This is a genomic window from Methylobacterium haplocladii (assembly GCF_007992175.1).
Classification (GTDB): domain Bacteria; phylum Pseudomonadota; class Alphaproteobacteria; order Rhizobiales; family Beijerinckiaceae; genus Methylobacterium; species Methylobacterium haplocladii.
In genome coordinates, this window is sequence record NZ_BJZT01000027.1 from 41,011 (window position 1) to 66,592 (window position 25,582).

The window sequence follows — 25,582 nt, forward strand, 5'->3', positions numbered from 1 at the left end:
GCGGCGGAATAACGTTTATTGCCCGATCGTTGCCGCCTCATTAACACGCTCGAACCGCGGCGGTAACCGCCCGTCAACGACGATCGGCGACATCTCACGGATGATCGGCGTGCGTCGCACGTGGCGACGCATTCCCCCCTAAAGCGAGGCAATCACGCCGATGGATTTCGCCAATATTCTGAAGGCGCTGGTGCTCGCCGTGGTCGAGGGAGCCACCGAGTTCATCCCCGTCTCGTCGACGGGGCACCAGCTGCTGATCGGGCATTTCATCGGCTTCAAGTCGCCGAACAACACCTACGAGGTGCTGATCCAGCTCGGTGCCGTGCTGGCGATCCTGTACGCCTATTTCGGACGACTCACCAAGATTGCCACCGCCCTGCCGCACGATCCGCGGGCGCGCCGTTTCGTCGGCTCGATCCTGCTCGCCTTCATCCCGGCGGCGATCATCGGCGGCCTCTTCTCGAAGTACATCAAGCTCTATCTGTTCAATCCCTGGATCGTCTGCGCCACACTGGTCGCCGGCGGGCTCGTGCTGCTGGTGATCGACGAGGCCGACCCCTACCAGCAGACCGACGCCGAAGGGGACGACGACCGCGCGGTCCGCACGGAGCGGATCGAGCGCAAGGACGACGTCTTCGAGTTCAGCCTGCCGATGGCGCTGAAGATCGGTTTTTTCCAGTGCCTGGCGATGATCCCCGGGGTGTCGCGGTCCGGCGCCACCATCGTCGGCGCCATGCTGATGGGCGCCAGCAAGCGCGCGGCGACCGAGTTCTCGTTCTACCTCGCGATGCCGACCATGGCCGGCGCCTTCGCCAAGGACCTGCTCGACAACTACAAGAACCTGTCGACCGACGACGCCCTGGTGATCGTCATCGGTTTCGTGGCGGCTTTCCTCGCGGCGCTCGTCGTGGTGCGTAGCGTGCTGGACTATGTGTCGAAGCACGGCTTCTGGCTGTTTGCCTGGTGGCGGATCATCGTCGGATCGCTGGGTTTCGCGGGGCTGATCCTGTTCGGGTAACGCGCTTTCGTGGTTTGGGCCTGATCTGGTTTCCGCTCGATTCATGCCGAGGCAGTTCGGCAACGCCCTATGAGCGCGCTGACGAAAATAGGGATCGTCGGTGGCTTCACCGAACCCTGCCGCCGCACCGAGCGGTCATTCAACGAGATGCGAAGATCTTCCTGATTTTCGTGGCTATCTCACGGGGCTTACCGCTAAGGTTTGCCCGCTCTGCCTCCGCGTCGTTCGGACTGCGCAGGTCGATGACTATGGCGACGTCCCGTCGCTCGGGGGACAGAATGGTACGCATCGCCACGATCACGGCCTTCACCCTCCTGTTCGGCGGCCAAGCGCTGGCGAAGGGCGAAACCCCGTTCGAGACGGTCAAGGGCTGGGAGATCGAGCACACGGCACCCGGCTCGAAAGGGCCGGCCTGCCTGATGAGCAAGTCCTACAAGGACCCCGACGACGACGACGCCGAGAACGCCTTGATCTTCGCGCTGGCAGGGGATCAGGCCATCGTGACCTTCGTCTACGAGCACTGGACCTGGGACAAGAACGAGAAGCTCCAGGTTCCCCTGGTCCTGGACAAGAAGGTCGTCATCGCAAAGTCGGCCTGGACGGGCGACGCCCAGACCCTGACGGCTTTGCTCCCAACCACCATCGTGCCGAACCTTCTGGCCGCGAAGACGATGGTGCTCAAGCTCGACGGCGCCGACGCGGACTTCAAGCTCGCCGGATTTCCTGAGGCCTACGAGTCGCTCCGTCGCTGCGACAGCACTCCGGCCAAGGCGCCGGTCGCCACGACTCCACCGGCGGCCGCCGTGGCCGAGGCATCGTCAGGGTCCGCCCATATCGAGAAGGCCATGACCTTCCCAGGGGACGGCGACGTTCCGCCTCAGACGGTCTTCGCCCGCGCGACGCCCAAGATCCTGCTGGGTCTGGCGGTCCGCGCGGTCAAGCCCGGCGATAGTCTCACGGCCGTCTGGATCGCGGAGAAGACGGAAAGCGCGCCACCGAACTTCACGATCGCGTCCATCCAGATCCCGCTGGGGGCGAGCCCCACCGTCTCGTCCAGCTTGAGCAAGCCGGATGCCGGCTGGCCCCCGGGTCAGTACCGCGTCGATGTAAGCCATAACGGCGGCCCCATCGAATTCAGCCAGCGCTTTACCATCCAGCCATAGACGGTCCTGACGAGCCGGAAGCGCCATCGGTTCCTCGCCAAGCCGAAACCGTATCGGCAAGCTCGCGCGGCAATTGAGCGAAGCCCGAATCCGCGATCCCGACAGGCCCGACCGGATTCGGCAACCGTCCCCTGCAGCTCGCGTCCCGTCCCGAAGCCGCAAACGCGGCTTCGGGCGATTGCACGGCCCTTTGAGGCAGTGCATGGGCTTGCGGCGACGCTGCGGGCATCTCAAAACCCGTGTGACATATCAGTGCCGGGGCCTAGAGACCGATGGAAGACCGTCCGCTAGCCGAGCTGTTCGAGCCCGCGACCGAGGGCCGCTGGCGCGAGGCCGTCCAGGCGGCGCTGAAGGGCGGCGATTTCGAGAAGCGCCTCGTCTCGAAGACCGCCGACGGCCTTCGCATCGAGCCGCTCTACCCGGCCGCCGAGCCGATCGCGCAGCCCGTGCGTGCGCCAGGCCCGTGGCGCCTGTCGCAGCGCGTCGACCATCCCGACTTGGAGAAGGCCGCGGCGCAGGCGCTCGCCGACCTCGAAGGCGGTGCCGATTCGCTCACGATCGTCCATGCCGCCTCGCCGACCGCCCGCGGCTTTGGGCTCGACATCGGCAGCGTCGGAGATCTCGATGCCGCGCTCGACGGAGTGTTGCTCACCATCATCGCCCTGCGGCTCGATGCCGGCGCCAAGGGATTCGAGACCGCCGCCCATCTCAAGGCGCTCGTCGAGAAGCGCGGCGACGATCCGGCCGAACTCGACATCGATCTCGGCCTCGATCCGATCGGGCTCGTCGCTTCCACCGGCCACGCGCCGGAGGGCTGGGAAGCTGAGCTCGCCAAGGCCGTCGCCGACTTCGAGGGCTATCGCGGTCGTGTCGCCCTGGCCGACGGGCGCGCCTATCATGAGGCCGGCGCCAGTGAGGTGCAGGAACTTGCCGCGGTGCTCTCCACCGCCGTCGCCTACCTGCGCGCGCTGGAGACCGAGGGCGTGCCCCTCGATCGCGCCCGCGACGCGCTGTCGATCCTGCTCGTGGCGGATGCGGACGAATTCCTGACCATCGCCAAGTTCCGCGCGATCCGCCGGCTCTGGGCGCGGGTCGAGCAGGCCTGCGGCCTCGATCCGAAGCCCCTGCGGCTCCACGCCGAATCCGCGTGGCGGATGATGTCGCGGCGCGATCCCTTCGTGAATATCCTGCGCACCGGCATGGCCGCGGCCTCGGCCGGGCTCGGCGGCGCCGATTCCGTCGCCGTGCTGCCCTACACCCTGGCGCTCGGCCTGCCGGACGCCTTCGCGCGCCGCGTCGGCCGCAACAGCCAGACCATCCTCATCGAGGAATCGAGCCTCGCCAAGGTCTCGGACCCGGCCGCCGGGGCGGGTGGCTTCGAGGCCCTCACCGCGTCGCTGACCGAGGGTGCGTGGGCGGCATTCCAGGAGATCGAGGGAGACGGCGGCATCCTGACCAGCCTGAAGGCGGGCAAGATCCAGGCCCGCATCGCGGATGTCCGTGAGGCGCGCACCAAGCGCGTCGCGACACGCCGCGATGCGCTGACCGGCGCCAGCGAATTTCCGTTCCTTGCCGAGAAGCCGGTGGCGGTGCTCGACGTCGCGCCGAGGGCACACGCGGCCGCTGGCGAAGGCGCCCTTCCCTCCCTTCGTCTGACAGAGCCCTTCGAGGCGCTGCGCGATTCCTCCGACGTCTTTCTCGCGGCGCATGGGGCGCGCCCGTCGGTGTTCCTGGCCAATCTCGGCCCGGTGGCGATCCACAACGCCCGCTCCACCTTCGCCGCCAACGCCTTCGCCGCCGGCGGCATCGAGGCGCTCGGAAACGACGGTTTCTCGGAGGCCGCCGACCTCGCCAGCGCCTTCAAGGCGTCCGGTGCGCGCATCGCCTGCCTGTGCTCCTCGGACAAGCTCTACGAAACCGATGCCGCGCCTGCCGCCAAAGCGCTGAAGGAGGCGGGCGCCACGTCGGTTTTTCTGGCGGGCAAGCCGGTTGATGCCGACACGCTGAAGGCTGCAGGGGTCGATCGTTTCCTGTTTGCCGGCTGCGACCTGCTCGCGCTGCTCGACGAGGCGCAGCGGCGGGCGATGGCGGAAGCTTGAGTTTGAAACCTCAGGTCGCCTTCACACGTTTCCGCTTCGTCAGACATCGATAGCGCTACGCTTCAGGGACTGCTCATGAGACTCCCGATCCTCGTTGCTACTCTCTTCGCGGTCTCCGTCGGTGGCTTCGCCGGGCCGGCGGACGCGGGCAAACGCAAGGTCGCGGTCCCGAACAAGTTCGACGGCAACTGGAGCATCGAGGTCGTGACCGAGGACGGCCCCTGCGACCGGGCCTATCGCTACGGGATCAAGGTCTATCGGGGTGAGGCGATCTATCCGGGCGGCGATGTCTCGATCCGAGGCCGTGTCTCGAAGGCGGGCGCGGTTTCCGGTGTCATCGCACGCGGCTCCGATTCGGCGCAGGTCACCGGACGTCTCACAACGGGTGGATCCGGCGGCGGAAGCTGGGGCAGCACCGGGAACGGGCCGATCGGTTGCAGCGGCCGCTGGACTGCCGTGCGGCGGGGATAGCACCGCCCCCTGCATTTTGTGGCCGCGCAGCGACAGAAGCGATCGCTGCGCACGTCACTGCATTTTGCACTGCAACTGCCCTGTTCCGGGCTCAATTCTCGGGTGATACTCGACTGCATCAGCCCTGCTTCGAGGCACTCGTGATGAAAGCGCTGCTCCTCTCCGGTCTTGCGGTCATCCTCGTCACGATGGGCGCCCAGGCCCGGCCCGAGCCGCGTGTCCCCGGCAAGCCGCATCCGATCATGGCGCCGGTGGAGCAGGCCGCGACGGATTGTTTCGCCGAGACGGTGATGGCCAACCCGAAGGCGACCGGGCTCGCCAGGGCGGGACGCTGGTACGATGCGGCCGGCGTGATCGGTTTCCTGTGCCGGCCGGAAGTCAGCCGGATGGTCCAGGCTCACGATCGGCTTTACGGGCCGGGAACCGGCGACCGCTATTTCAAGGGCGCCTACGCACGGCACCTCGACAAACAGCTCGAGGCTCGCCTCCAGCCGCTGCTCGAAACGAAGTCCGTCGCAAGCGCGGAGCCGCCCGTCGACGCGACGGGCGGCGTCTCATCGGGCGATCCGTCAGCGGCCGCCGACACGGCGCAGTGATGGTGTGACGGGCTCGCCCGTCAGTTCAGGCGAGCCATTTCGGGCCGTTCCATCTGACGCGCGAGCGACGATGCGATCTCAATGAGGACCATGTCGACGAGGGTCTGCAAGGTCGGGCTCTGGACTTCCTGAACCACGCGCCTCAACTCGATCGCCAACCCGGCCGCGCGATCCAGTGCGGCGAGCACTTTGTGCCCGCTCGACGGCAGCATTCCAGGCTTGTTGTCGCCCGGATAATCGAACAGAGCGCCGCAGGCCCAGTCCGGGCTCCCATTCGCGTCGAACGAGAGCCGCGTGACGTCGAGGATCGTGCGCGTTGCCGCACTGCCTGGGGCCGACACCCGGTAGATCGTCTGCTCAACGCCTCGTCGTCCATGGCCCACACGCGCCGAGAAGGCGGCGCGGTCCTTCGGATGGAGCGCCGCGAGAAAGGCCGAGGCCGGTGCGCCTTCGCGGATGGTGGAGAGATCGAGGCCGAAGATCCGCGCCATGCCGAGGCATGGGAAAATCCGGTTCTCCGCGATGTTCCACTCGAACAGCCCGACGATGTTCGCGGCGTCGAGGATGGGTTCCAGCGGGGCAAGATCCGGCCAGGGCGGAAGTCGCTGCAGATGGGGCAAGGAAGACCCTTTGAGGTCGGGCAATAACGCCGATCACCATATGTGTATCGACCGACCGTTCGGCCGCCAAGCTCTCACGCGTATTCGTTGCCGGTATCCCGCCGTAACGAAAATGTTCGCCGAGGGAGGCTCAGACGTGCCGGGGTTCCATGGACGAAACACCTGCCGCTACGGTTGGACCTTCGCCCGTTCGGAGCCGAGCGCCTCGGCCCGCGTGCGCTCCTCCTTCGTCAGCCCGGTCAGCGATTGGTCGAGCCAGGCATCGGACAGTCCCTGAGCCGCCGCCGCAAGATTCCAGGCGCCCGCCTCGACCAGATTCTTGGAGACGCCCCGGCCTACGACGTAGAGCCGGGCGACCCGGTTCTGCGCGATGGCGTTGCCGCGTGCGGCTGCGTGCAGGAAGTAGCGCGCGGCGCGCGGCTCGTCCTTGGCGACGCCGTTGCCGTTGAACAGCAGAATTGCGAACTCGACTTCGCCGGCGAGGTCTCCGTTATCGGCGGCCCGGCGGAAATACTCCGCGGCCTTGGTCGAATCCTTCGGGACGCCGCGACCTTGCAGGTAAAGCACGCCGAGGTCGTGCTGCGCCGGGGCAAGTTCGGCCTTCGCCGCCTTCTCGAACAAGGTCGCTGCCGCCGTCACGTCCTCGGGCTTGCCGGAGCCCAGTTGGAGCAGCGCGAGGTTGTAGGCGGCGGACGCCTCGCCTTTCTCGGACGCTTGCTCCAGCCAGCGCCGGCCGGCCTTCTGGTCCTTGGGTTGGCCGCGACCGTCCATCGCCATGAGCCCCAGGGAAGCCATGGCATGCGCATCGCCGAGGCCTGCCGCGAGGCGATACCATTCCAGCGCCCGCTTCGGGTCCTGCTTGACGCCGAGGCCCTGGTTGTAGAGCTCGCCGAGCAGCGTGAGCGCTGCCGCATCCTTCGGGTTGGTCTCGACGCGTTTGGACGCCTCGCGGAAGGCGGTGTTGTAGCGCCCGCGCTGGTAGGCGCCGTAGGCCATGTCGGCATTGGCGGTGGAGGGCGGCCGCAAGCCCTCGGCGTTCGGGGTGTAGGGTGATGGCAGATCGCGGGAGAATCCCTTCGGCGCCAGCTTGGGATCGACCGGCTTCAACGTCTGGTCCGCCGTCGGTGGAACGATCGGCGGCGTATTCGGAGCGGCCTCGGCCGCGAGCGGGACCGCCAGCAGAGCGAGCGTGAGGAAGCCGGCTCCGATCTTGGTCATCGGTTTGCGCCCGCTGTCGCAACCGCCTGCATCGCCGCCGCCACAGCGTCGGGTCTCTCGAACCAGAGTGAGCCCTCGAGACCCACGAACTCGGCTCCGGTCGCCGCCAGCACGCCGACCTCGCCGGCTTCCGCCGCCACTGCGATGCACGGCGTCTCGAAGATCTCCGCCCACCAGGCCGCACGCTCGCGGACGAGGTCGCGGTCCGGCGCGACGCCATCGGGATACAGGCCGCCGAACATCAGGTAGTCGGCCTGGGTCTCGCCTGCCGCCATCGCCGCGTGCTTCGATTCCAGGAAGCCGCCACTGCCGAGGATGCGCCCGTCGCGCAGACGTCCGCGCAACTCCCGCAGCTCCGTCTCGTCAGCCTTGTCGACATGCACGCCATCGGCCCCGCCGCGGGCGGCGACGGCGACGAGGTCGCCCTGGAAGCCCGGACTGCAGACAACAACGGCGGCGCCGTGCTCCTGCGCAGCCGGCACCAGGCGCTTCACCAGGCCGACGAGGGAGCGCTCGTCGGCGGTCGCGAGGCGCAGGATCACCGCTGCGACGTCGCCGACCGCACAGGCCGTCTTCAGAGCGGCGACGGTCTTTTCGGCCTGCGCTTCGTCGATGCCGTAGGGCGTCAGAAGGGCGAGGCGGGGGGCGTCTTCGGACATCGGCTCCGGATGTGGCTGCCGCCCCTCCCCGCTTCGAAGAGGAGCCGACGTAGGGATGGGGCTCGCGACGGACGTTCGGTCTTCCGCCGGTGAAGCCGGCGATCAGCCGTCGATGCGCGGATCGAGGGAGCCGTCGGCGTAGCGTTTGGCCATCTGGGCGACGGAAATCGGGCGGATCTTGGAGCCCTGGCCTGCCGTGCCGAATTCCTCGAAGCGCTGCTTGCAGAGCTTCGTCATCGCCTCCATCGCCGGCTTCAGGTACTTGCGCGGATCGAATTCGGCCGGGTTCTCGGTGAGGATCTTCCGGATCTGGCCGGTCATCGCCATGCGGTTGTCGGTGTCGATGTTGATCTTGCGCACGCCGTGCTTGATGCCGCGCTGGATCTCCTCGACCGGCACCCCCCAGGTCGGCTTCATCTCGCCGCCGTACCGGTTGATGATGTCCTGGAGGTCCTGCGGCACCGAGGAGGAGCCGTGCATGACGAGGTGCGTCGTCGGCAGGCGGCGATGGATCTCTTCGATGACGTTCATGGCGAGCACGTCGCCGTCGGGCTGCTTGGTGAACTTGTAGGCGCCGTGGCTGGTGCCCATCGCGACCGCGAGCGCATCGACCTTGGTCTCGCGCACGAACTTCACGGCCTCGTCCGGGTCGGTGAGGAGCTGGTCGTGGGAGAGCTCGCCCTCCGCGCCGTGGCCGTCCTCGGCCTCTCCGGTGCCGCTCTCCAGTGAGCCGAGCACGCCGAGCTCGCCCTCGACCGAGACGCCGGCCCAGTGGGCCATCTTGGTGACGTTGCGGGTGATCTCGACGTTGTAGGCGTAGTCGGCCGGGGTCTTGCCGTCGGCTTTCAGCGACCCGTCCATCATCACCGAGGTGAAGCCGTACTGGATCGCGGTGGCACAGGTGGCTTCGTTGTTGCCGTGGTCGAGATGCATGCAGACGGGGATGTGCGGGTAGATCTCGACGAGGCCGTCGATGAGCTTGGCCAACACCACGTCGTTTGCGTAGGCGCGCGCCCCGCGGCTCGCCTGCAGGATCACCGGAGAATCGGTGGTGTCGGCGGCGGCCATGATGGCCAGCCCCTGCTCCATGTTGTTCAGGTTGAACGCCGGCACGCCGTAGCCATGCTCGGCGGCGTGATCGAGAAGCTGCCGGAGGGTGATGCGTGCCATGTGACTGTCCCCGATCATCTGTGACCGGCGCAGCAAGGCCGATCCAATCCAGACACCTCGTCCCGAGGTGCCGTAGCGAAGCGGAGGCCTCGACGGAGGGCTCCAGACGTCTTGCGATCCCTCGGACCCTCTTTCGAGACCCGCTGTGCGGGCGCCTCGGGATGAGGTCGAGGGGTAGAACGCGAACCTCAGCCTTTCGCCCGCAAAGCCTCCACGCCCGGCAGCTCCTTGCCTTCGAGCCATTCGAGGAAGGCGCCGCCCGCCGTCGAGACATAGGTGAAGTCGTCGGCGACGCCAGCATGGTTGAGCGCAGCGACCGTATCGCCGCCGCCTGCCACGGAGACCAGCTTGCCGGACTTCGTCCGCTCGGCAGCGTGGCGCGCCGCGGCGACGGTGGCGGCGTCGAATGGCGTCAGTTCGAAGGCACCGAGGGGGCCGTTCCAGACCAGCGTCGCCGCCTCGTCGATGGCTGCGTTGACGAGCGCGACCGAGTCCGGACCGGCATCGAGGATCATCGCGTCCCCACGCACAGAGCCGACCCCGACGGTTTCGGTGGCCGGGTTCGCCTTGAATTCCCTGGCCGTCACCGCGTCCGTCGGCAGGATGATGCGGCAGTTCGCGGCCTTGGCGGCTTCGACGATACGCAAAGCCGTGGCCACGAGGTCCTTTTCGCAGAGCGACTTGCCGACGTCTTTACCCTGCGCGTGCAGGAAGGTGTTGGCCATGCCGCCGCCGATCACCAGCATGTCGACCTTGGCGACGAGGTTTTGCAGCAGATCGATTTTCGTGGACACCTTCGCGCCGCCGACGAGGGCGATGACCGGATGCTTCGGTGCTTCCAGGCCCTTGGTCAGGGCGTCGAGTTCGGCCTGCATGCCGCGCCCGGCATAGGCTGGCAGAAGACGGGCGATGCCCTCGGTCGAGGCGTGGGCGCGGTGGGCGGCGGAGAAGGCGTCGTTGACGTAGAGATCGCCGTTCTCGGCGAGCGCCTTGGCAAAGTCCGGGTCGTTCTTTTCCTCACCGGAATGGTAGCGCGTGTTCTCCAGGAGCAGGACGTCGCCGTCCTTCAGCGCGGCGATCGCGGCCTTGGCCGGCGCGCCGATACAATCCTCTGCGAAGGCGACTTGGCAGCCGAGGGCCTTGGACAACGGACCGACGACCGGCAGGAGCGAGTCCTTCGGATCACGCTGACCCTTGGGACGACCGAAATGCGCGAGCAGCACGACGCGGCCGCCCTTCTCGGCGATGGCGCGGATGGTCGGCACGATGCGCTCGATCCGGGTGGCGTCGGTGACGCGGCCGGCATCCATCGGCACGTTCAGGTCCACACGCACGAGGACGCGCCGGCCTGCGAGGGAGCCGGCGTCGTCGAGGGTACGGAAGGCGCTCATCGGGTCTCGCTCAGGGCTGCGTCGCGGCGGGAGCGGCGCGCTGCGGCAGCAGGCTGTCGACGTTCAGGCGCTGCACCGCCACGGTGAGCACCACGGTGAGCACCGAAGTGATGATTGCGGTGAGTATCAGGGCGCCGGTGCCGGGGCTGCGCTTCACGCGCTCGTTGATGCCGCGGACTTCGCCGCGCAACGCCGCGAGATCGGACTGCCGGGCCACCTCGTTCATGCGGGTGGTGGCGCCCTCGATCTTCTCTTCCATGCGGGAGAGAAGCTGCTCGGAGCGGGCGTACTTGTCCTCGATCCGCGCGGTCTTGTCCTCGATCCGGGCGAGCTGGTCGCCGACGGCCGAGCCGGCGGGGGCGGGCGCGCTCGGGGCCACCGCCGGCACAGACCTGTCGGCCGGAGCCGGGTGGGACGACGAGATCGCTGTCGGCGCCGTCGACGCCGTGGGCGCTGGAGAGGATGGAATGAAGCTCTCTCCTGCGGGTTTGGTCTGAGCGTCGTCGGCCATCGTCGGGGTCACTCCGGCTGTCGTTTGGCTAGGCGATGAAACGGGAGGCGCAACGCCTCCCGCCAGTGGTCAGATCAGCTTGCCCAGTGCAACGGCCGTATCGACCATCCGGTTCGAGAAGCCCCACTCGTTGTCGTACCAGGACAGGATCCGCACGAAGGTGCCGTCCATGACCTTGGTCTGGTCGAGGTGGAAGGTCGAGGAATGGGGGTCGTGGTTGAAGTCGATCGAGACGTTGGGCTGGTCGGTATAGGCCAGCACGCCCTTGAGCGGACCGTCCGCCGCCGCCTTGATCGCGTCGTTGATCTCCTGGATCGAGGTCTCGCGACCCGCCGTGAACACGAGGTCCACCGCCGAGACGTTCGGAGTCGGCACGCGGATCGAGGTTCCGTCGAGCTTGCCCTTCAGCTCCGGCAGAACGAGACCGACGGCCTTGGCCGCGCCGGTCGAGGTCGGGATCATGGAGAGGGCGGCGGCGCGCGCCCGGTAGAGGTCTTTGTGCATCTGGTCCAGCGAGGGCTGGTCGTTGGTGTAGGAGTGGATCGTCGTCATGAAGCCGCGCTCGATCCCGACGAGGTCGTGCAGCACCTTGGCGACCGGCACGAGGCAGTTCGTGGTGCACGAGGCGTTCGAGATCACGAGGTGGTCGGCGGTCAGCTTGTCGTGGTTCACGCCGTAGACGACCGTGAGGTCGGCGCCATCGGCGGGCGCCGAGACGATGACGCGCTTGGCGCCGGCCTCGAGATGAGCCTTCGCCTTGTCCTTCGAAGTGAAGATGCCGGTGCATTCCAGCGCGATGTCGACGCCGAGCTCGCGGTGCGGCAGCTCGGCCGGGTTGCGCACGGCGGTGACCCTGATGCGCTTGCCGTCGACGATGATGAACTCGCCGTCGACCTCGACCTTGCTGGTGAAGCGTCCGTGGATCGAGTCGAAGCGCAGCAGGTGGGCGTTTGTCTCGACCGGGCCGAGATCGTTGATGGCCACAACCTCGATGTCGGTGCGGCCGGCTTCATGGATGGCGCGCAGGACGTTGCGGCCGATGCGCCCGAACCCGTTGATGGCAACCTTCACCGTCACGGCGTGACTCCTTCGCAAGCTGCGGCGCCCTGGCGCCGTTCGATCGGACAATGTTGCGCCGCCATGCGGCGGCGCTCGCCGCTCCATGACGGGTCCGCTTGAACCTCGGATGAACCGGGGTGGATCTGCGACGCCGCAGCCCGGCGGGCGCTCGGGATCGTCCGGACGGCGGACGATCTGCTCGAGGGGCCGGGAGCTGTCACGGGCAGGATTTCCGGAAGATTGTGCGCGCCCTGAGACGATTGTGGCGGGCGCGGGCTCTCTACCATGGCGAGGGGGGCTGTCAAAGCACGCCGGAGGGCTTCGAACGGGGATTATGATGCGGCGACGGCTGGAAAATTCACCGCCGCCGGGCGAAACCACGCGTATGGGAGAGCGGTGCGCATGGCGGTGATCGAGGACGCGTGGCGGCGGTTGGACCTGGCCATGGTGCGTCTCGAAGCGGCGGTCACCCGGCGCGTCGAGGCCGAGGCGGCCCGTGCCGACCGGGATGTCGAGCTGGCGTTGATGGACGAGGATCGGGCGCGCCTCGCTGCCGAACTCGATGCCGCGAGCGCGCAGCTCGCGCGCATGGCGAGCGTCACCGGCGATGTGGAGCGCCGCCTCGGCCGTGCCATCGATACCGTCGAAACCGTGCTCGACCGCCGCCCGCCGCCGCGTCCAGGGGCCTGAGGGAGACCCGCATGGCCCACGTCACCGTCACCATCGCCGGCAAGACCTACCGCATGGCCTGCGGCGAGGGCGAGGAAGACCATCTCACGGCCCTCGCCACCGGCTTCGACGCCAAGGTCGCCGAGATGCGGAAAGCTTTCGGCGAGATCGGCGACATGCGCCTCCACGTCATGGCCGCTCTCACCGTTTCGGACGAACTGGCCGAGCTGAAGAGCCGCTTCGCCGCCTTGGAAACCGAAGCCGCGGGCCTGCGCGAAGCCGCGGCATCCGGCGAGGCCCGCCTCGCCGAGGGTATCGAGAAGACTGCGGAACGGATCGAGCGGCTGACGCAATCGCTGAACACGCCGGCATCGCGGGGGGAGACGCCTGGATCGGAATAGGAGCAGGAGCCGTCGTGGCGCCGTTGCCTGCGATGTCCACCGATGCGCCATATGATGCGTCGTCGGCAAATTCCCCCGCTCCGACGCTCATGCCCCACTGGCGTCCGGCCCGCACCCGGCTTACATCGGTGAGGCGGGGCTGCAGGGTTCGACTGGAGCACTATCCCCGGGGCCTTATCGACTCCCCAGGGAGCTGTCCCTGGCCTGGTCCGTGGACTTGGCCAACACGGCGCCCACCTACACTGTAGGTTTCCCGGGATCGATCCTCCGACGGCCCACGTGGCTCCGCACCCTCTTCGAAGCATGCCCGACGCACCTTTCTCCACTGACAAGGCCCGGCTGCGGGCCGAAGTTCTCGGCCGGCGCGATGCGCTCGATCCCGAACTCCGCAAGGCCGGCGCGCGGGGTGTCGCGGAAACGGTGATCGGGATTCCCGCCCTGGCCGAGGCCGGACTCGTCGGCGGCTTCTGGCCGATCCGCAGCGAGATCGACCCGCGTCCCCTCCTCGAAAAGCTGTTCGCCCGCGGCCAGCGCGTGGCGCTGCCCAAGGTGACGCCCGACGGCCTCGTGTTTCGCGAGTGGCGAGCCGGTGAAGCGCTGGTGCGCGGCGGTTTCGGCCTGAGCGAGCCGCGCGACGACCTGCCCGAAGTGTTCCCGACCGCGCTGATCGTGCCGCTCGCGGCCTTCGACCGCACCGGCAACCGCATCGGCTACGGCAAGGGCTATTACGATCGGGCGATCGAGCGCCTGTCCGGCCGCGGCATGGTGCTCACCATCGGCATCGCCTTCGCGGTGCAGGAGGTCCCGCACGTGCCGGCCGAGGCGCACGACCGACCCCTGGACCACCTCGTCACCGAAACCGGCCCCGTGCCATTGACCAGGAGTTGAGGCGTTGCGCCTGCTCTTCCTCGGTGACGTCGTCGGGCGTCCCGGACGCCACGTCGTCACCGACCGCCTGCCGCGCCTGCGCGAGCGCTGGCGGCTCGATTGCGTCGTGGTCAATGGCGAGAACGCCGCGGGCGGCTTCGGGATCACGGAGTCCATCTGCGACGAGATCCTGCAGGCCGGTGCCGACGTCGTCACCCTCGGCAACCACTCCTTCGATCAGCGCGAAGCCCTCGTCTTCATCGAGCGCCAGTCCCGCCTGATCCGGCCGGCGAACTATCCACCGGGCACGCCGGGCCGCGGTGCGGCCGTGATCGAGACCCGGACCGGCGCACGCGTCCTCGTCGTCAACGTCATGGGCCGGCTGTTCATCGATGCGATGGACGATCCGTTCACGGCAGTCGACCGTGCTCTCGAGTCCTGCCCGCTGCGCGATGCGGCGGACGCCGTGATCGTCGACGTCCACGCCGAGGCGACGAGTGAGAAGGAGGCCTTCGGCTGGCATCTCGACGGACGCGCGAGTCTCGTCGTCGGCACGCACACGCACGTGCCCACCGCCGACCACCGCATCCTGCCCGGGGGCACCGCCTACCTGACTGATGCCGGCATGTGCGGCGACTATGATTCCATGCTCGGCATGCAGAAGGAGGAGCCGTTGCGCCGCTTCCTGCAGAAGACGCCCGGCTCGCGCCTGGAGCCCGCCACCGGCGAGGGCACGCTCTGCGGCATCGCCGTCGAGACCGACGACGCCACAGGCCTCGCCAAGGCCGTCTACGCTGTGCGTCTGGGGCCGCACCTGGAGGAAACCTGGCCGCGGGCGTGGGATTGAGGCGGGTGAACGCGCTGGGGAGTACGTGCGCGGCTTGATCGGCCCCTGACCAGACGCCAGAGTGCGGCCCGATCGGCCCCGCTTCGCAACGGGTGGGCTCGACCCAACGAGAGCCCGGATCCGATGGCGGCCCGACCCGCAGCCCCTCCGCTGAACAAGCCCGGCATCTACCTCGTCCGGATGCTGGTTTTCCTGATTCTCGTCGGCTTCCTGGCCTTCGTCCTGTTCCGGCAGATCACGCCGGCCTTCCTCGCCAATCCCGGGCTCAACGGCCTGATCCTCGGCGTGCTGCTGATCGCGGTGCTGCTGGCCTTCGGGCAGGTGGTGCGGCTGTTTCGCGAGGTCTCCTACGTCAACGCGGTGGCGGCCGGCCAGACGCCGGCCAAGTCGGGCGCGCGCCTGCTCGGCCCCCTCGTTCCGGCCATCGATGCGCGCCGGGACGGCGCTACGCTGTCCGGCACCCGCGCCCACCTCGATACCACCGCCGTGCGCCTCGACGAGGGCCGCGAGATCCTGCGCTACGTCGCCGGCATCCTGATCCTGCTCGGCCTGCTCGGCACCTTCTGGGGCCTGATCGACACGCTCTCGGCGGTCGGCAACGTCATCAGCGGCATGCGTGGCGGAGGCGACGCCGCCGTGATGTTCGACGAACTCAAGAACGGTCTCGCCGTGCCGCTCTCCGGCATCGGCCTCGCCTTCTCGGCCTCGCTGTTCGGTCTCGCCAGCTCACTCGTCATCGGCTTCCTCGACCTTCAGGCCGGTCAGGCCCATGCCCGCTTCCACAACGAACTGGAGGATTGGCTGGTCTCGGGCGAGGAGCAGGCCATGACGGTGAGGGGGGCGGTCGCGGCCCCGCAGCAGGATCCTGCCATCGGCCGCGAGTTGCAGGAGACGCTCGACCGCCTGACCAAGGTGGTCGCCGAGGGCTCGGGCAGCCGCTCGGCCACGCAGGCCATGACCAATCTCGCCGAGGGCATCCAGGGCCTCGTGCAGCACATGCGCGCCGAGCAGCAGATGATCCGCGACTGGGTCGAGGCCCAGGCCAGCCGCGAGAAGGAACTGAAGCAGGTGCTCGACCGACTCGGCCGCGAGCGCGTGGACTCCTGAGATGGCCTCCTCCCGCGTCCGCAGCGCGCGCGGCATCAACGTCTGGCCTGGCTATGTCGACGCGCTCGCCACCTTGCTGCTCTCGGTGGTGTTCCTCCTCACGATCTTCGTGGTGGGGCAGTTCTTCCTGTCGCAGGAGCTGACCGGGCGCGACGAGGTGCTGAACCGCCTCAACCGCCAGATCGCGGACCTCACCGATCTGCTCGCCCTGGAGCGCTCCAACCGCCGGACGCAGGAGGAGAGCGCCGCCTCGCTCAAGAGCAGCCTGGAGCGCGCCGAGAGCGACCGCGACCGCTTCCAGGCTCTGGCGGACGCGGCCCAGGCGGAAAAGGGGCAGTCGGCCGACGTCGACAAGCAGCTCGCGGCCGAGCGCGGCGCCACCACGCGGGCACAGAACCAGATCGACGTGCTCAACGAGCAGATCCGCGCCATGCGCCGCCAGCTCGCTGCGTTGGAGGACGCGCTCTCGGCCTCGGAGAAGCGCGACAAGGAAAGCCAGGCTCGCATCGCCGATCTCGGCAGCCGGCTGAACGTGGCTCTGGCCCAGCGCGTGCAGGAACTCGCCCGCTACCGCTCGGACTTCTTCGGAAGGCTGCGCCAGATCATAGGCAACCGCTCCGACGTCCGCGTCGTCGGCGACCGCTTCGTGCTGCAATCCGAAGTGCTGTTTCCGGTGGGCTCGGCCACCCTGAAGCCCGAGGCCGGCCCGGAGATCGACCGGATCGCGAACGCGATCCTCGACATCGCGAAAGAGATCCCCGCCGACATCCCGTGGGTGCTGCGCGTCGACGGGCATACCGATTCACGGCCGATCCAGTCGGCGCAATTCCCCTCGAACTGGTCGCTCTCGGCGGCCCGCGCGATCGCCGTGGTTCAGTATCTTCGCGGAAAGGGCATCCCGCCCCAGCGCCTCCTAGCCGGCGCCTTCGGCGAGTTCCAGCCGCTCGATGCCGGGACGACCGAGGAGGCCTATGCGAAGAACCGGCGGATCGAGATGAAGCTGACGGAGCGGTAACACGTCACGCGGAGGCAAAGACCCCGCGATAGGCGAACAACCCAGGCACGCCCCCCGTCATCAGGAACAGCACCGCATCGCCCGGCCGATAGGCCCCGGCCCGCACGTCGGCGAGCAGCCCCGCGAACGCCTTGCCGCTATAGACCGGGTCGAGCAGAAGCCCTTCGGTCGTGGCCATCAGCCGAACCGCTTCCAGCATCCCCTCCGTTGGAATGCCGTAGCCGTCGCGGCGGTGGTCGCCGTCGATGACGATGGCGTCTTCGGGGATCGAGACACCGAGCAGGTCGGCCGTGGCCTCGGCCTTCTCGAAGGTGATCCGCCGGGCGTCCTCGAGCGGCGCCAGCACCGTATAGGATTTCGCCAGGCGCGGGTCGTGGCCGAGCGCCGCAAAGCCGGCGACCAGCCCGGCATGGGTGCCGCTGCTGCCGTTGGCGGTGACGACCTGTGCGAAGTCGAGCCCCATCGCCGCCGACTGGTCGAGGATCTCGGCGGCGCAGGCCGCGTAGCCGAGGCAGCCGAGGGGACTCGATCCGCCGGACGGGAAGACCGCGACGCGACGGCCTTCGCTCTCCAATTCGCCGGCGCGTGCTTTGGCGGCAGCGAGCGAATCCGCATCGCCCGGCAGCAGGTGGACGCGGGCTCCGAACAGCGCGTGCAGCAGCCGATTGCCGTTGCCGGTGTAGTCGGCGTCGTCGCGCGGCACCGAGCGGGTCAGAAACAGCTCGCACCGGAAGCCGCAGCGCGCCGCCGCCGCCGCGGTCAACCGTGCATGGTTCGATTGCAGGGCGCCCACGGTGATGACGGTGTCGGCCCCGTCCGCCCGCGCCTGGCCGAGCAGGAATTCGAGCTTGCGCAGCTTGTTGCCGCCGCCGCCCACGGGGCCGAGATCGTCCCGCTTGACGAAGAGCCGCACGCCGTTCAGCGCATCGCCGAAGTGCCGGCTCAGCCCGTCGAGGGGCTGGATCGGCGTCGGCGCGTCGATCAGCGCGACGCGGGGAAACCGCGATAGGTCGAGCATCGCCTACTCCGCCGGCAGAGCTTCGCGCCTGAGGTGCGGGTCGCGCGGCCGAGCGCTGTCCTCGAGGGCGTCGGTGAACTGCAGGCTCGCGAGCTGCGCGTACAGCTTTCCACGGGCGAGCAGGCTCTCGTGGGTACCCTCCTCGACGATTCGGCCGCCATCGAGCACGAGGATGCGGTCGGCGGCGCGGATGGTGGCGAGGCGGTGGGCGATGACCAGCGTCGTACGACCCTCCATGAGATGGTCGAGGGCATTCTGCACCGCGCGCTCGCTCTCGGCGTCGAGGGCCGAGGTCGCCTCGTCGAGGAGCAGGATCGGCGCGTCCTTCAGGATGGCGCGTGCGATGGCGACGCGCTGCCGCTGACCGCCGGACAGGGTCATGCCGCGCTCGCCGACCAATGTGTCGTAGCCCTGCGGCAGGGCGCGGATGAAGCCGTCGGCATTGGCGAGCTGGGCGGCGCGCACCACGTCCGCCTCGCTCGCGGCGGGGCGACCGTAGCGGATGTTGTCGACGATACTGCCGGAAAACACTGTCGGGTCCTGCGGCACCAGAGAGAGCCGCGCACGCAGAGCATCCGGGTCCGCTGCGGTGATGTCGACTCCGTCGACGCGCACGCGGCCTTCCTGCGGGTCGTAGAAGCGCAGCAGCAGCTGCAGCACGGTGGTCTTGCCGGCACCCGAGGGGCCGACCAGCGCCACGCGCTCGCCCGAGGCCACGCTGAAGCTGATGCCGTCCAGGGCGTTGTGGCCGGGCCGGGTCGGATAGACGAAGCGCACGTCCTCGAAGGCGACTTCGCCGCGCGGCGGTTGCGGAAAGGCGACCGGACTCGCCGGTGTCCGGATCGTCGGCTCGGTTGCCAGGATCTCGCCGAGGCGCTCGGCGGCGCCGGCGGCCTGGGCCAACTCGCCGTAGACCTCGGACAGTTGCCCCAGGGCGCTCGCGCCGAACACGGCATAGAGCACGAACTGCGAGAGCACGCCGGCGGTCATGGTGTTCGAGAGGACGCTCTGCGCGCCGTACCACATCACCCCGACGACGGAGCCGGAGATCAGAAAGATCGCCACGCCCGTCAGGATCGCCCGGGCCGTGATCGAAGCGAGGGCTGCGGAATAAGCGTTCTCGGCGGCACCTCGGAAGCGCGTGGTGGTGACCGGGCCCATGCCGAAGGCCTGCATGGTGCGCACCGCGCCGATGGCCTCGGAGGCATAGGCCGAGGCGTCGGCGAGCCGGTCCTGCGCGGCCCGCGAGCGGCGGCGGACGCCGCGGCCCGACAGGATCAGTGGAAACACGATCAGCGGGATCGCTCCGAGCACCAGGATCGAGAGTTTTGGGCTCGTCCAGACCATCATCGCGACGGCGCCGACGAACAGGAAGGCGTTGCGCAGCAAGATCGAGATCGAGACGCCGAACACCGCCTTCACTTGCGTCGCGTCGGCGGTGAGGCGTGAGACGATCTCGCCGGATTGCGTCCGATCAAAGAAGGCGGGATCGAGGGTGGTCAGCCGGGCGAACACGGCGCTGCGCAGGTCCGCGACCACGCGCTCGCCGAGGCTCACCACGGTGTAGTAGCGTCCGGCGCTGGAGAGCGCGAGCACCGCCACCACGCCGAGCAGCGCCAGGAAATAGCTGTCGATGAAGGAGTGGCCCTCCGGGGAGAAGCCGTGATCGATCACCCGGCGGATCGCCACGGGCACCACCAGCGTCGCGCCGCTTGCGAGCAGCAGCGAGAGGAAGGCCGCGAAGATGCGTCCGCGATAGACGGCGGCGAAAGGGATCAGCGGCTTCAGCGCGCCGAGCGGTGCGCGCTTGGCGGCATCTTCGGCCGCGTCCGCGCCCCCTGCCCTGCCTCTCCGCTTCCCCCTCGCCCCACGGGCGGTGTCACGCGCGGCGGCCATCATTCCTCGTCATCGTTTCGTCCCTGCTATGTCTTGCTTATGGTTTGGGCGTCGGCCTTGTTCGCCGGGTGCGGCTGGGGTATAGGCCCGGCTTCACCGAAACGCGCGTGATATTCGGCCGCGGAAAGCAGCGCCGTTCGGTCGGCGTGACCCAATCAGGACTTCGTCATGGCAAAAGATGCGGCCGCCAAGGCCAAGGGGACCGAGCATCCCGACTACCACTTCATCAAGATCGTGATGACCGATGGGTCCGACTACATGACCCGGTCGACCTACGGCAAGGAGGGCGACGTCCTCAACCTCGACATCGACCCCTCGACGCACCCGGCCTGGACCGGTGGCGAGCAGAAGATGCTCGATCGCGGCGGCCGTGTCTCTCGCTTCAACTCGCGCTTCGGCAGCATGGCCTTCGGCAAGAAGTGATTTCTTGGGGCTTGGTGTTGCGCCAGGCCCCGAACTGAAAAAAGGCGGCGCCCGCAGGCGCCGCCGTTTTCGTGTCCGGTGATGCCGATCCAGGGTTCAGAGCCCGCCGAAGGCGGAGCGTAAGAGGTCCTGTTGGGCGGCGACGGGGCTCTCGATCGGACGCGGCGTCGGGCGGTCCTCGGTGATCAGACCGTCCAGGTGCAGGATGCGGGCATGCAGCCGGCGCGAGCGCTCGACGAGATCCTGCAGCCGTTCGGGCAACAGCGCGAAGCCGTCGCCCTCGTCGATCATCCGATTCTCCGACGCGGTCAGCTTGACCCGGCGCTTCTCTTCCTGCGCCTGCCCATGCGTGATCTCACCCTCGGCGACGGCGCGCTGGACCAGCAGCCATGAGGCGATCTGCATCAGCCGCGTGGTCAGCCGCATGCTCTCGCCGGCATAGGCGAGGGTCGCATCGCGCGAGGCGCCCCGCGATTCGTCGCGCCCGTTGCCGTCGAGATAGGCGGCGGTTTCCTCGACCAGGGTCATGCCGTCGCGAAACAGGTCTTTGAAGCTCTCGGAGGCGACGTAGGTCTCACCGAAGCTGACCCAGTCGCTGTCGTCCCGGAACATGACGTCTAAGCCGGTCATCGTGTCTCCTGTGGCCCGCCCGGTTGGATACGGCTTGAGGATTCGAATCCGTGGGGCCGACGAAGCGAACCTACCGCATTCCGCGCCGGCCGCACCGTTTACCGGGGCTTAACGTTAATGGCCGGGTTTCGTGCCAGGGCGGCCGGTCGCATGTGCGTGATCCCGCGGCAGGTGCTGGGGGCGCGACGGCACGAAAAAAAGCCGCCCCGGAGGACGGCTTTGATGAAGTCGAACAGGGAGGCATCAAACAGAGTGGACGGATCCACTCGATATCCAGCACGCTGGACATGGCCCGTTGATAATCCGGAAAGGTTAACGATCCGTTACGGTCCATGCGCTCCGCCACCCTTGTCGTGGTCGACGCCTCTTACAGGTTCGGGACATATCGGACGCTAAGTCCGGGATTGGCCGAAAGAGGGCAAGGCGTGAGCGTGACCGAAAAACAGAAGATGCTGGCCGGCGAGCTCTATCGGCCGGGCGATCCCGAGATCCAGGCGGACATCGCGGCTACCAAGGCGTGGATGGCCCGATACAACGCGGCCTCCGCCGCGCCGCCGAGCGAGCGACGCGCCCTGCTCGCGGAGCGTTTCGTCCATGTCGGGACCGACGCCGTGATCCGGCCGCCGTTCTTCTGCGACTACGGCTTCAACATCAGCATCGGCGACGGTGCGTTCATGAATTTCAACTGCGTGATCCTCGACGTCTGCCGCGTCAGCATCGGCGACGGCACGCAGATCGGTCCTGCCGTGCAGATCTACGCGGCCGACCATCCGCGTGATCCCGAGCCGCGCCGGGCCGGGCTCGAGTTCGGACGGCCGGTGGTGATCGGCCGCAACGTCTGGATCGGCGGCGGCGCGCTGATCATGCCGGGCGTCACCGTCGGCGACGATGCCGTGATCGGCGCCGGCGCCGTGGTGACGCGAGATGTCGCCGCCGGAACGACCGTCGTCGGCAATCCGGCCCGACCGATCGTCGGGCGGAGCGCGGGTGAGAATTGACTTGGGCAGGACCATCCGACATAAGCCCGCGTCATGTGAAGCGGCGCCCCATTCGGGCGCTCTTCGCGCTTGCCGACACATTTCTTGAAGGACGCTTCGGTCCTCAGCGCGCCCTGGCGCCGCTTGGATCGTCATCCCGTCCGCCGGAGTCCATGCCATGAAGAGAACCTACCAGCCGAGCAAGCTCGTTCGGAAGCGCCGTCACGGTTTCCGCGCGCGCATGGCGACCGCTGGCGGCCGCAAGGTCATTGCTGCCCGCCGCGCCCACGGCCGCAAGAAGCTGTCCGCCTGAGATTGCGGGACGCGCGTACCGGTTCACGAGGGCCGGGCGCCGGAGGTTGGCGGCCGTGCCTAGCATTCAACGCCTGAGGCGCAGGCCCGACTTCCTCGCTGCAGCGTCAGGTCGGCGCTACCATACCGAGCGCATGACTGCGCAGGGTCGCGTCCGCGAACCTGATGAGATGCGCGACGGCGGACCCGCCGAGGGGATCTATCTCGGCTTCACCATCACCAAGCGGGTCGGCCACGCCACCGAGCGGAACCGCATCCGGCGCCGCCTGCGCGGGGCCGTCGCGGCGGTCGGCGACGACGCGCCCCGCGGTCCGGCCGACGTTGTCCTGGTCGCGCGCCGCCCTGCCCTCGACGCCGCCTTCGACACGCTGGTCGACGACCTGCGCCGGGCGCTGAAGGCGGTGACGAAGCCGCGCGGCCCGAAGGACACGCCCGAGGGCAGGCGTGGCAGCCCCGGCGCCGCGGCCCCTGGCGCTCGGCCCCGAACGGGGGCACATGTCCCCCGCCAGCCGAATCCCGGCAAGATCAAACCATAGACGGCGCACGGATCGACCGATGGGTAACGACAAGACGAACATGTTCGTCGCGATCGCCTTGTCTCTGGCGGTCCTGCTGGGCTGGAACTACTTCGTCGCCGCGCCGATGAGCGAGCGCCAGCGTCAGACCCAGGCCCAGAACAAGGCCGCCGGCCAGCCGCCGGGCGGCGACGCCGTGCCGACGCCGAGCCCGAAGGAAGGCGGTCCCGCCGCGCCCGTGCCCGGTACGGTGCCGGGCGCCGGACAGGCTCCCGTCTCGCGCGACGAGGCCATCGCCCGCTCTGCTCGCCTGCGCGTCGACACCCCTGCCCTGTTCGGCTCGATCGCCCTCAAGGGCGGACGCATCGACGACATCCTGCTGAAGAACTACCACGAGACCGTCAGCGACGAGAGCCCGCGCATCGTGCTGCTCTCGCCTACCGGCAGCGCGAACCCCTACTATGCCGAGTTCGGCTGGGTCGGTGCCGATGCCGGTCCGCTGCCGAATTCCGAGACGCTGTGGAAGGCCGACGCCGAGGTTCTGACGCCGGGCAAGCCCGTCACCCTGACCTGGGACAACGGCGCAGGGCTGACCTTCAAGCGCATCGTCGCCGTCGACGACAAGTTCATGTTCACGGTGCGCGACGAGGTCGACAACACCGGTTCGAAGGCCGTCACCCTCTATCCCTACAGCCTCGTCTCCCGCTGGGGGAAGCCGCAGACCCAGGGCTACTACGTGCTGCACGAGGGCCTGATCGGCGTGCTCGGCACCGACGGCCTACAGGAATACACCTACGACCACGTCGCCAAGGAGCCCGCCTACGGCGGCGCGAACACCAAGGGCAAGGCCTGGACGAACGTGACCGGCGGCTTCGTCGGCATCACCGACAAGTACTGGGCCGCGGCCTCGATCCCCGACCAGGACAAGCCCTTCACCGGCGCTTTCACCGAGCGCACCGACGGCGCCACCAAGGTCTACCAGACCAGTGTGCGCGGCGATGCCGTCTCGGTCGCTCCCGGCGCCTCCTCGACCGCCACGCAGCGCCTGTTCGCCGGCGCCAAGGAGGTCAACCAGATCAACGCCTACCAGAAGGAACTCGGCATCAAGCAGTTCGATCTGATGATCGACTGGGGCTGGTTCTGGTTCCTAACCAAGCCGATGTTCAAGGCACTGGACTTCTTCTTCCACCTGCTCGGCAACTTCGGCGTCTCGATCCTGCTCGTGACCGCGATCCTGAAGCTGTTCTTCCTGCCGATCGCCAACCGCTCCTACGTCTCCATGGCCAAGATGAAGGCCGTGCAGCCCGAGATGGCCTCCATCCGGGAGCGGTACAAAGACGACAAGATGAAGCAGCAGCAAGCCATGATGGAGCTGTACAAGAAGGAGAAGATCAATCCGGTCGCCGGCTGCTGGCCGGTGCTGATCCAGATCCCGGTCTTCTTCGCGCTCTACAAAGTGTTGTTCATCACCATCGAGATGCGGCACGCGCCGTTCTTCGGCTGGATTCAGGATCTCGCCGCGCCTGATCCGACGAGTCTGCTCAACCTGTTCGGCCTGCTCCCTTTCGCGGCGCCGGACTTCGTCCACCTCGGCGTCTGGCCGCTGGTGATGGGCGTGACGATGTTCGTGCAGATGAAGATGAACCCGACGCCGCCGGACCCGGTCCAGGCGCAGGTCTTCACCTTCATGCCGATCATCTTCACGTTCATGCTCGGCTCGTTCCCGGCCGGTCTGGTGATCTACTGGGCCTGGAACAACACCCTCTCGGTGATCCAGCAATACGTCATCATGCGCCGCAACGGCGTGAAGGTGGAGCTGTGGGACAACCTGAGGGGCACGTTCAGCAAGAAGACGCCGCCCGGCAAGGGTGCCGCCGCCAAGAGTTGATGATCAAGGGCTGACGTGACTTCACCCGACACCGAACAGGCCGGCCTCACCGAGGCCGGCCGTCTGCTTTTCGCCGGCAGCGCCGACTTCATCGCGGCCGCGCCATCGATCGGCGTGCTGCCGCCGATGGACGGCGTCGAGATCGCCTTCGCCGGCCGTTCCAACGTCGGCAAGTCGAGCCTCGTCAACGCGCTGACCGGGCGCAACACGCTGGCGCGGACCTCGCACACGCCGGGACGCACCCAGCAGCTCAACTTCTTCAAGATCGGCGAGCGGCTGACCTTGGTCGACATGCCGGGCTACGGCTATGCGGCGGTGGAGAAGGCCAAGGTCGCGGCCTGGACCGATCTGATCCACGCCTACCTCAAGGGCCGCGCCAACCTCGCCCGCGTCTTCATGCTGATCGATTCCCGGCACGGCCTGAAGGAGATCGACACCGACGTGCTCGACGGCCTCGACAAGGCGGCGGTGTCCTACCAGATCGTTCTCACCAAGGGTGACGCCCTGAAGAAGCACGAGATCGACGCGCGGATCGCGGGCATCCAGGCCGCCATCGCGCGCCGGCCGGCGGCCTTTCCGGAGATCCTGCTGACCTCGAGCCGCGACGACCGCGGCGTGACGGAGTTGCGCGCCTGCGTCGCGCGGCTGTTGTCCGAGCGCGGGGCGTGACCCCGCTCGATCGCATCCTGCTCGCCCTCGCCGGCCTCTGCGGCCTGCTCGGCGTCGCCGCGAGTGCGGCGGCCGCGCATACGAGCGGTGGCGAGACATTGAAGACGGCGGCGCAGTTCCTGCTGTTCCACGCGCCGCTCGTCGTCGGGCTGGTGGCACTCGGTGCCAGCGGCTTTGCAAACCGCACCATCACGCGGCTCGCCGGCGCGGTCGTCCTCGTCGGCCTCGCGCTGTTCTCGGGCGATCTCGCGCTCCGTGCGCTGACCGGCAGCCCACTCTTCGCCTATGCGGCCCCGTCGGGCGGCTTCGCCCTGATGGCGGGCTGGCTGCTGACCACCGTCGCCGCGTTCGTGCCGGTCCGGCGCTGACGACC

Annotated in this window: 28 protein-coding genes and 1 other RNA gene; 19 read left to right on the forward strand and 10 right to left on the reverse strand. The window is 68.2% G+C overall.

Annotated features, from left to right (window positions below):
- Positions 1–160: 160 nt before the first annotated feature.
- The 5 genes from MHA02_RS12565 (at position 161) to MHA02_RS12585 (ending at position 5,347) form a co-directional block, all read left to right on the forward strand.
- The gene (locus MHA02_RS12565; protein WP_147079104.1) at positions 161–1,018 is read left to right on the forward strand and encodes an undecaprenyl-diphosphate phosphatase; all 858 of its coding nucleotides are present in this window, start codon (positions 161–163) and stop codon (positions 1,016–1,018) included.
- Between the two features lie 278 nt (positions 1,019–1,296).
- Entirely contained in the window at positions 1,297–2,181 is an 885-nt protein-coding gene (locus MHA02_RS12570) for a hypothetical protein (protein WP_147079106.1), read from the forward strand.
- A gap of 272 nt (positions 2,182–2,453) precedes the next feature.
- Positions 2,454–4,280 (forward strand): methylmalonyl-CoA mutase family protein, encoded by a 1,827-nt coding sequence (locus tag MHA02_RS12575; RefSeq protein ID WP_147079108.1) that lies wholly within the window; start codon positions 2,454–2,456, stop codon positions 4,278–4,280.
- A gap of 75 nt (positions 4,281–4,355) precedes the next feature.
- Complete coding sequence (locus MHA02_RS12580) at positions 4,356–4,751, forward strand: hypothetical protein (protein ID WP_147079110.1); 396 nt, start codon at positions 4,356–4,358, stop codon at positions 4,749–4,751.
- A 143-nt stretch (positions 4,752–4,894) separates the two neighbouring features.
- On the forward strand, positions 4,895–5,347 hold the full coding sequence (locus MHA02_RS12585) for a hypothetical protein (protein WP_147079112.1): 453 nt from the start codon (positions 4,895–4,897) through the stop codon (positions 5,345–5,347).
- A 20-nt stretch (positions 5,348–5,367) separates the two neighbouring features.
- Here the strand turns inward: MHA02_RS12585 and MHA02_RS12590 are convergent, their stop codons facing one another.
- The 7 genes from MHA02_RS12590 to gap all read right to left on the reverse strand — a co-directional run bounded on the left by MHA02_RS12590 (position 5,368) and on the right by gap (position 11,993).
- Positions 5,368–5,838, reverse strand: a complete 471-nt coding sequence (locus MHA02_RS12590) for a hypothetical protein (RefSeq protein WP_210245067.1) — start codon at positions 5,836–5,838, stop codon at positions 5,368–5,370.
- Between the two features lie 297 nt (positions 5,839–6,135).
- Complete coding sequence (locus tag MHA02_RS12595; RefSeq protein WP_147079116.1) at positions 6,136–7,185, reverse strand: tetratricopeptide repeat protein; 1,050 nt, start codon at positions 7,183–7,185, stop codon at positions 6,136–6,138.
- Positions 7,182–7,844 carry a thiamine phosphate synthase gene (locus MHA02_RS12600; RefSeq protein ID WP_147079118.1) on the reverse strand — a complete coding sequence of 221 codons (663 nt, stop codon included), beginning with the start codon at positions 7,842–7,844 and terminating at the stop codon, positions 7,182–7,184. Before MHA02_RS12600 ends, MHA02_RS12595 begins: the two co-directional genes overlap by 4 nt.
- Before the next feature lie 102 nt (positions 7,845–7,946).
- Complete coding sequence (gene fba, locus MHA02_RS12605; RefSeq protein WP_147079121.1) at positions 7,947–9,014, reverse strand: class II fructose-bisphosphate aldolase; 1,068 nt, start codon at positions 9,012–9,014, stop codon at positions 7,947–7,949.
- Positions 9,015–9,202: 188 nt separating this feature from the next.
- Positions 9,203–10,405, reverse strand: coding sequence for a phosphoglycerate kinase (locus MHA02_RS12610; RefSeq protein ID WP_147079123.1), 1,203 nt, complete (start codon positions 10,403–10,405; stop codon positions 9,203–9,205).
- 10 nt (positions 10,406–10,415) lie between these two features.
- Positions 10,416–10,916, reverse strand: coding sequence for a hypothetical protein (locus MHA02_RS12615; RefSeq protein ID WP_147079125.1), 501 nt, complete (start codon positions 10,914–10,916; stop codon positions 10,416–10,418).
- A 69-nt stretch (positions 10,917–10,985) separates the two neighbouring features.
- Positions 10,986–11,993: a type I glyceraldehyde-3-phosphate dehydrogenase gene (gap, locus tag MHA02_RS12620; protein WP_147079127.1), complete on the reverse strand. Its 1,008-nt coding sequence runs from the start codon at positions 11,991–11,993 to the stop codon at positions 10,986–10,988.
- Between the two features lie 384 nt (positions 11,994–12,377).
- Here gap and MHA02_RS12625 point away from each other — a divergent pair, with 384 nt between their 5' ends.
- The 7 genes from MHA02_RS12625 (at position 12,378) to MHA02_RS12655 (ending at position 16,881) form a co-directional block, all read left to right on the forward strand.
- Positions 12,378–12,665 carry a DUF4164 family protein gene (locus tag MHA02_RS12625; RefSeq protein ID WP_147079129.1) on the forward strand — a complete coding sequence of 96 codons (288 nt, stop codon included), beginning with the start codon at positions 12,378–12,380 and terminating at the stop codon, positions 12,663–12,665.
- An 11-nt stretch (positions 12,666–12,676) separates the two neighbouring features.
- Positions 12,677–13,045 carry a cell division protein ZapA gene (locus tag MHA02_RS12630; protein ID WP_147079131.1) on the forward strand — a complete coding sequence of 123 codons (369 nt, stop codon included), beginning with the start codon at positions 12,677–12,679 and terminating at the stop codon, positions 13,043–13,045.
- 133 nt (positions 13,046–13,178) lie between these two features.
- Positions 13,179–13,335: non-coding RNA, 6S RNA (ssrS, locus tag MHA02_RS12635), on the forward strand.
- 13 nt (positions 13,336–13,348) lie between these two features.
- Positions 13,349–13,933 (forward strand): 5-formyltetrahydrofolate cyclo-ligase, encoded by a 585-nt coding sequence (locus tag MHA02_RS12640; protein ID WP_147079133.1) that lies wholly within the window; start codon positions 13,349–13,351, stop codon positions 13,931–13,933.
- A gap of 4 nt (positions 13,934–13,937) precedes the next feature.
- Positions 13,938–14,759 carry a TIGR00282 family metallophosphoesterase gene (locus MHA02_RS12645; RefSeq protein ID WP_147079135.1) on the forward strand — a complete coding sequence of 274 codons (822 nt, stop codon included), beginning with the start codon at positions 13,938–13,940 and terminating at the stop codon, positions 14,757–14,759.
- Between the two features lie 123 nt (positions 14,760–14,882).
- On the forward strand, positions 14,883–15,866 hold the full coding sequence (locus MHA02_RS12650) for a MotA/TolQ/ExbB proton channel family protein (RefSeq protein WP_147079137.1): 984 nt from the start codon (positions 14,883–14,885) through the stop codon (positions 15,864–15,866).
- Position 15,867: 1 nt separating this feature from the next.
- Positions 15,868–16,881: a peptidoglycan -binding protein gene (locus MHA02_RS12655; protein WP_147079139.1), complete on the forward strand. Its 1,014-nt coding sequence runs from the start codon at positions 15,868–15,870 to the stop codon at positions 16,879–16,881.
- A gap of 4 nt (positions 16,882–16,885) precedes the next feature.
- On the opposite strand, the gene MHA02_RS12660 is transcribed toward MHA02_RS12655, so the two are convergent.
- On the reverse strand, positions 16,886–17,899 hold the full coding sequence (locus MHA02_RS12660) for a D-cysteine desulfhydrase family protein (protein WP_147079141.1): 1,014 nt from the start codon (positions 17,897–17,899) through the stop codon (positions 16,886–16,888).
- 3 nt (positions 17,900–17,902) lie between these two features.
- A complete protein-coding gene (locus MHA02_RS12665) occupies positions 17,903–19,795 on the reverse strand; it encodes an ABC transporter transmembrane domain-containing protein (protein WP_147079143.1) in 1,893 nt (630 codons plus the stop codon).
- A 168-nt stretch (positions 19,796–19,963) separates the two neighbouring features.
- Here MHA02_RS12665 and rpmE point away from each other — a divergent pair, with 168 nt between their 5' ends.
- Positions 19,964–20,218: a 50S ribosomal protein L31 gene (gene rpmE / locus MHA02_RS12670; RefSeq protein WP_147079145.1), complete on the forward strand. Its 255-nt coding sequence runs from the start codon at positions 19,964–19,966 to the stop codon at positions 20,216–20,218.
- Positions 20,219–20,314: 96 nt separating this feature from the next.
- Here the strand turns inward: rpmE and rcdA are convergent, their stop codons facing one another.
- The gene (rcdA, locus tag MHA02_RS12675; RefSeq protein WP_147079147.1) at positions 20,315–20,848 is read right to left on the reverse strand and encodes a protease adaptor protein RcdA; all 534 of its coding nucleotides are present in this window, start codon (positions 20,846–20,848) and stop codon (positions 20,315–20,317) included.
- 449 nt (positions 20,849–21,297) lie between these two features.
- Between rcdA and MHA02_RS12680 the strand changes: the two genes are divergently transcribed.
- The 6 genes from MHA02_RS12680 (at position 21,298) to MHA02_RS12705 (ending at position 25,577) form a co-directional block, all read left to right on the forward strand.
- Positions 21,298–21,846: a sugar O-acetyltransferase gene (locus MHA02_RS12680; RefSeq protein WP_373318328.1), complete on the forward strand. Its 549-nt coding sequence runs from the start codon at positions 21,298–21,300 to the stop codon at positions 21,844–21,846.
- Positions 21,847–22,003: 157 nt separating this feature from the next.
- Positions 22,004–22,138, forward strand: coding sequence for a 50S ribosomal protein L34 (gene rpmH, locus MHA02_RS12685; RefSeq protein WP_055947927.1), 135 nt, complete (start codon positions 22,004–22,006; stop codon positions 22,136–22,138).
- A gap of 55 nt (positions 22,139–22,193) precedes the next feature.
- Positions 22,194–22,673, forward strand: coding sequence for a ribonuclease P protein component (locus tag MHA02_RS12690; protein WP_147079150.1), 480 nt, complete (start codon positions 22,194–22,196; stop codon positions 22,671–22,673).
- A 19-nt stretch (positions 22,674–22,692) separates the two neighbouring features.
- A complete protein-coding gene (gene yidC / locus MHA02_RS12695) occupies positions 22,693–24,540 on the forward strand; it encodes a membrane protein insertase YidC (protein WP_147079152.1) in 1,848 nt (615 codons plus the stop codon).
- 15 nt (positions 24,541–24,555) lie between these two features.
- A complete protein-coding gene (gene yihA, locus MHA02_RS12700) occupies positions 24,556–25,209 on the forward strand; it encodes a ribosome biogenesis GTP-binding protein YihA/YsxC (protein WP_147079154.1) in 654 nt (217 codons plus the stop codon).
- Positions 25,206–25,577 carry a DUF423 domain-containing protein gene (locus MHA02_RS12705; RefSeq protein WP_147079156.1) on the forward strand — a complete coding sequence of 124 codons (372 nt, stop codon included), beginning with the start codon at positions 25,206–25,208 and terminating at the stop codon, positions 25,575–25,577. The genes yihA and MHA02_RS12705 overlap by 4 nt, the downstream gene beginning before the upstream one ends.
- The last annotated feature ends 5 nt before the right edge of the window (positions 25,578–25,582 follow it).

What these genes read in the sequence shown, in the direction of transcription:
- MHA02_RS12565 (WP_147079104.1), top strand. Translation starts at nt 161, where the DNA reads ATGGATTTCGCCAATATTCTGAAGGCGCTGGTGCTCGCCGTGGTCGAG.
- MHA02_RS12570 (WP_147079106.1), top strand. Translation starts at nt 1,297, where the DNA reads ATGGTACGCATCGCCACGATCACGGCCTTCACCCTCCTGTTCGGCGGC.
- MHA02_RS12575 (WP_147079108.1), top strand. Translation starts at nt 2,454, where the DNA reads ATGGAAGACCGTCCGCTAGCCGAGCTGTTCGAGCCCGCGACCGAGGGC.
- MHA02_RS12580 (WP_147079110.1), top strand. Translation starts at nt 4,356, where the DNA reads ATGAGACTCCCGATCCTCGTTGCTACTCTCTTCGCGGTCTCCGTCGGT.
- MHA02_RS12585 (WP_147079112.1), top strand. Translation starts at nt 4,895, where the DNA reads ATGAAAGCGCTGCTCCTCTCCGGTCTTGCGGTCATCCTCGTCACGATG.
- MHA02_RS12590 (WP_210245067.1), bottom strand. Translation starts at nt 5,838, where the DNA reads ATGGCGCGGATCTTCGGCCTCGATCTCTCCACCATCCGCGAAGGCGCA.
- MHA02_RS12595 (WP_147079116.1), bottom strand. Translation starts at nt 7,185, where the DNA reads ATGACCAAGATCGGAGCCGGCTTCCTCACGCTCGCTCTGCTGGCGGTC.
- MHA02_RS12600 (WP_147079118.1), bottom strand. Translation starts at nt 7,844, where the DNA reads ATGTCCGAAGACGCCCCCCGCCTCGCCCTTCTGACGCCCTACGGCATC.
- fba (WP_147079121.1), bottom strand. Translation starts at nt 9,014, where the DNA reads ATGGCACGCATCACCCTCCGGCAGCTTCTCGATCACGCCGCCGAGCAT.
- MHA02_RS12610 (WP_147079123.1), bottom strand. Translation starts at nt 10,405, where the DNA reads ATGAGCGCCTTCCGTACCCTCGACGACGCCGGCTCCCTCGCAGGCCGG.
- MHA02_RS12615 (WP_147079125.1), bottom strand. Translation starts at nt 10,916, where the DNA reads ATGGCCGACGACGCTCAGACCAAACCCGCAGGAGAGAGCTTCATTCCA.
- MHA02_RS12625 (WP_147079129.1), top strand. Translation starts at nt 12,378, where the DNA reads ATGGCGGTGATCGAGGACGCGTGGCGGCGGTTGGACCTGGCCATGGTG.
- MHA02_RS12630 (WP_147079131.1), top strand. Translation starts at nt 12,677, where the DNA reads ATGGCCCACGTCACCGTCACCATCGCCGGCAAGACCTACCGCATGGCC.
- MHA02_RS12640 (WP_147079133.1), top strand. Translation starts at nt 13,349, where the DNA reads ATGCCCGACGCACCTTTCTCCACTGACAAGGCCCGGCTGCGGGCCGAA.
- MHA02_RS12650 (WP_147079137.1), top strand. Translation starts at nt 14,883, where the DNA reads ATGGCGGCCCGACCCGCAGCCCCTCCGCTGAACAAGCCCGGCATCTAC.
- MHA02_RS12655 (WP_147079139.1), top strand. Translation starts at nt 15,868, where the DNA reads ATGGCCTCCTCCCGCGTCCGCAGCGCGCGCGGCATCAACGTCTGGCCT.
- MHA02_RS12660 (WP_147079141.1), bottom strand. Translation starts at nt 17,899, where the DNA reads ATGCTCGACCTATCGCGGTTTCCCCGCGTCGCGCTGATCGACGCGCCG.
- MHA02_RS12665 (WP_147079143.1), bottom strand. Translation starts at nt 19,795, where the DNA reads ATGGCCGCCGCGCGTGACACCGCCCGTGGGGCGAGGGGGAAGCGGAGA.
- rpmE (WP_147079145.1), top strand. Translation starts at nt 19,964, where the DNA reads ATGGCAAAAGATGCGGCCGCCAAGGCCAAGGGGACCGAGCATCCCGAC.
- rcdA (WP_147079147.1), bottom strand. Translation starts at nt 20,848, where the DNA reads ATGACCGGCTTAGACGTCATGTTCCGGGACGACAGCGACTGGGTCAGC.
- MHA02_RS12680 (WP_373318328.1), top strand. Translation starts at nt 21,298, where the DNA reads ATGCTGGCCGGCGAGCTCTATCGGCCGGGCGATCCCGAGATCCAGGCG.
- rpmH (WP_055947927.1), top strand. Translation starts at nt 22,004, where the DNA reads ATGAAGAGAACCTACCAGCCGAGCAAGCTCGTTCGGAAGCGCCGTCAC.
- yidC (WP_147079152.1), top strand. Translation starts at nt 22,693, where the DNA reads ATGGGTAACGACAAGACGAACATGTTCGTCGCGATCGCCTTGTCTCTG.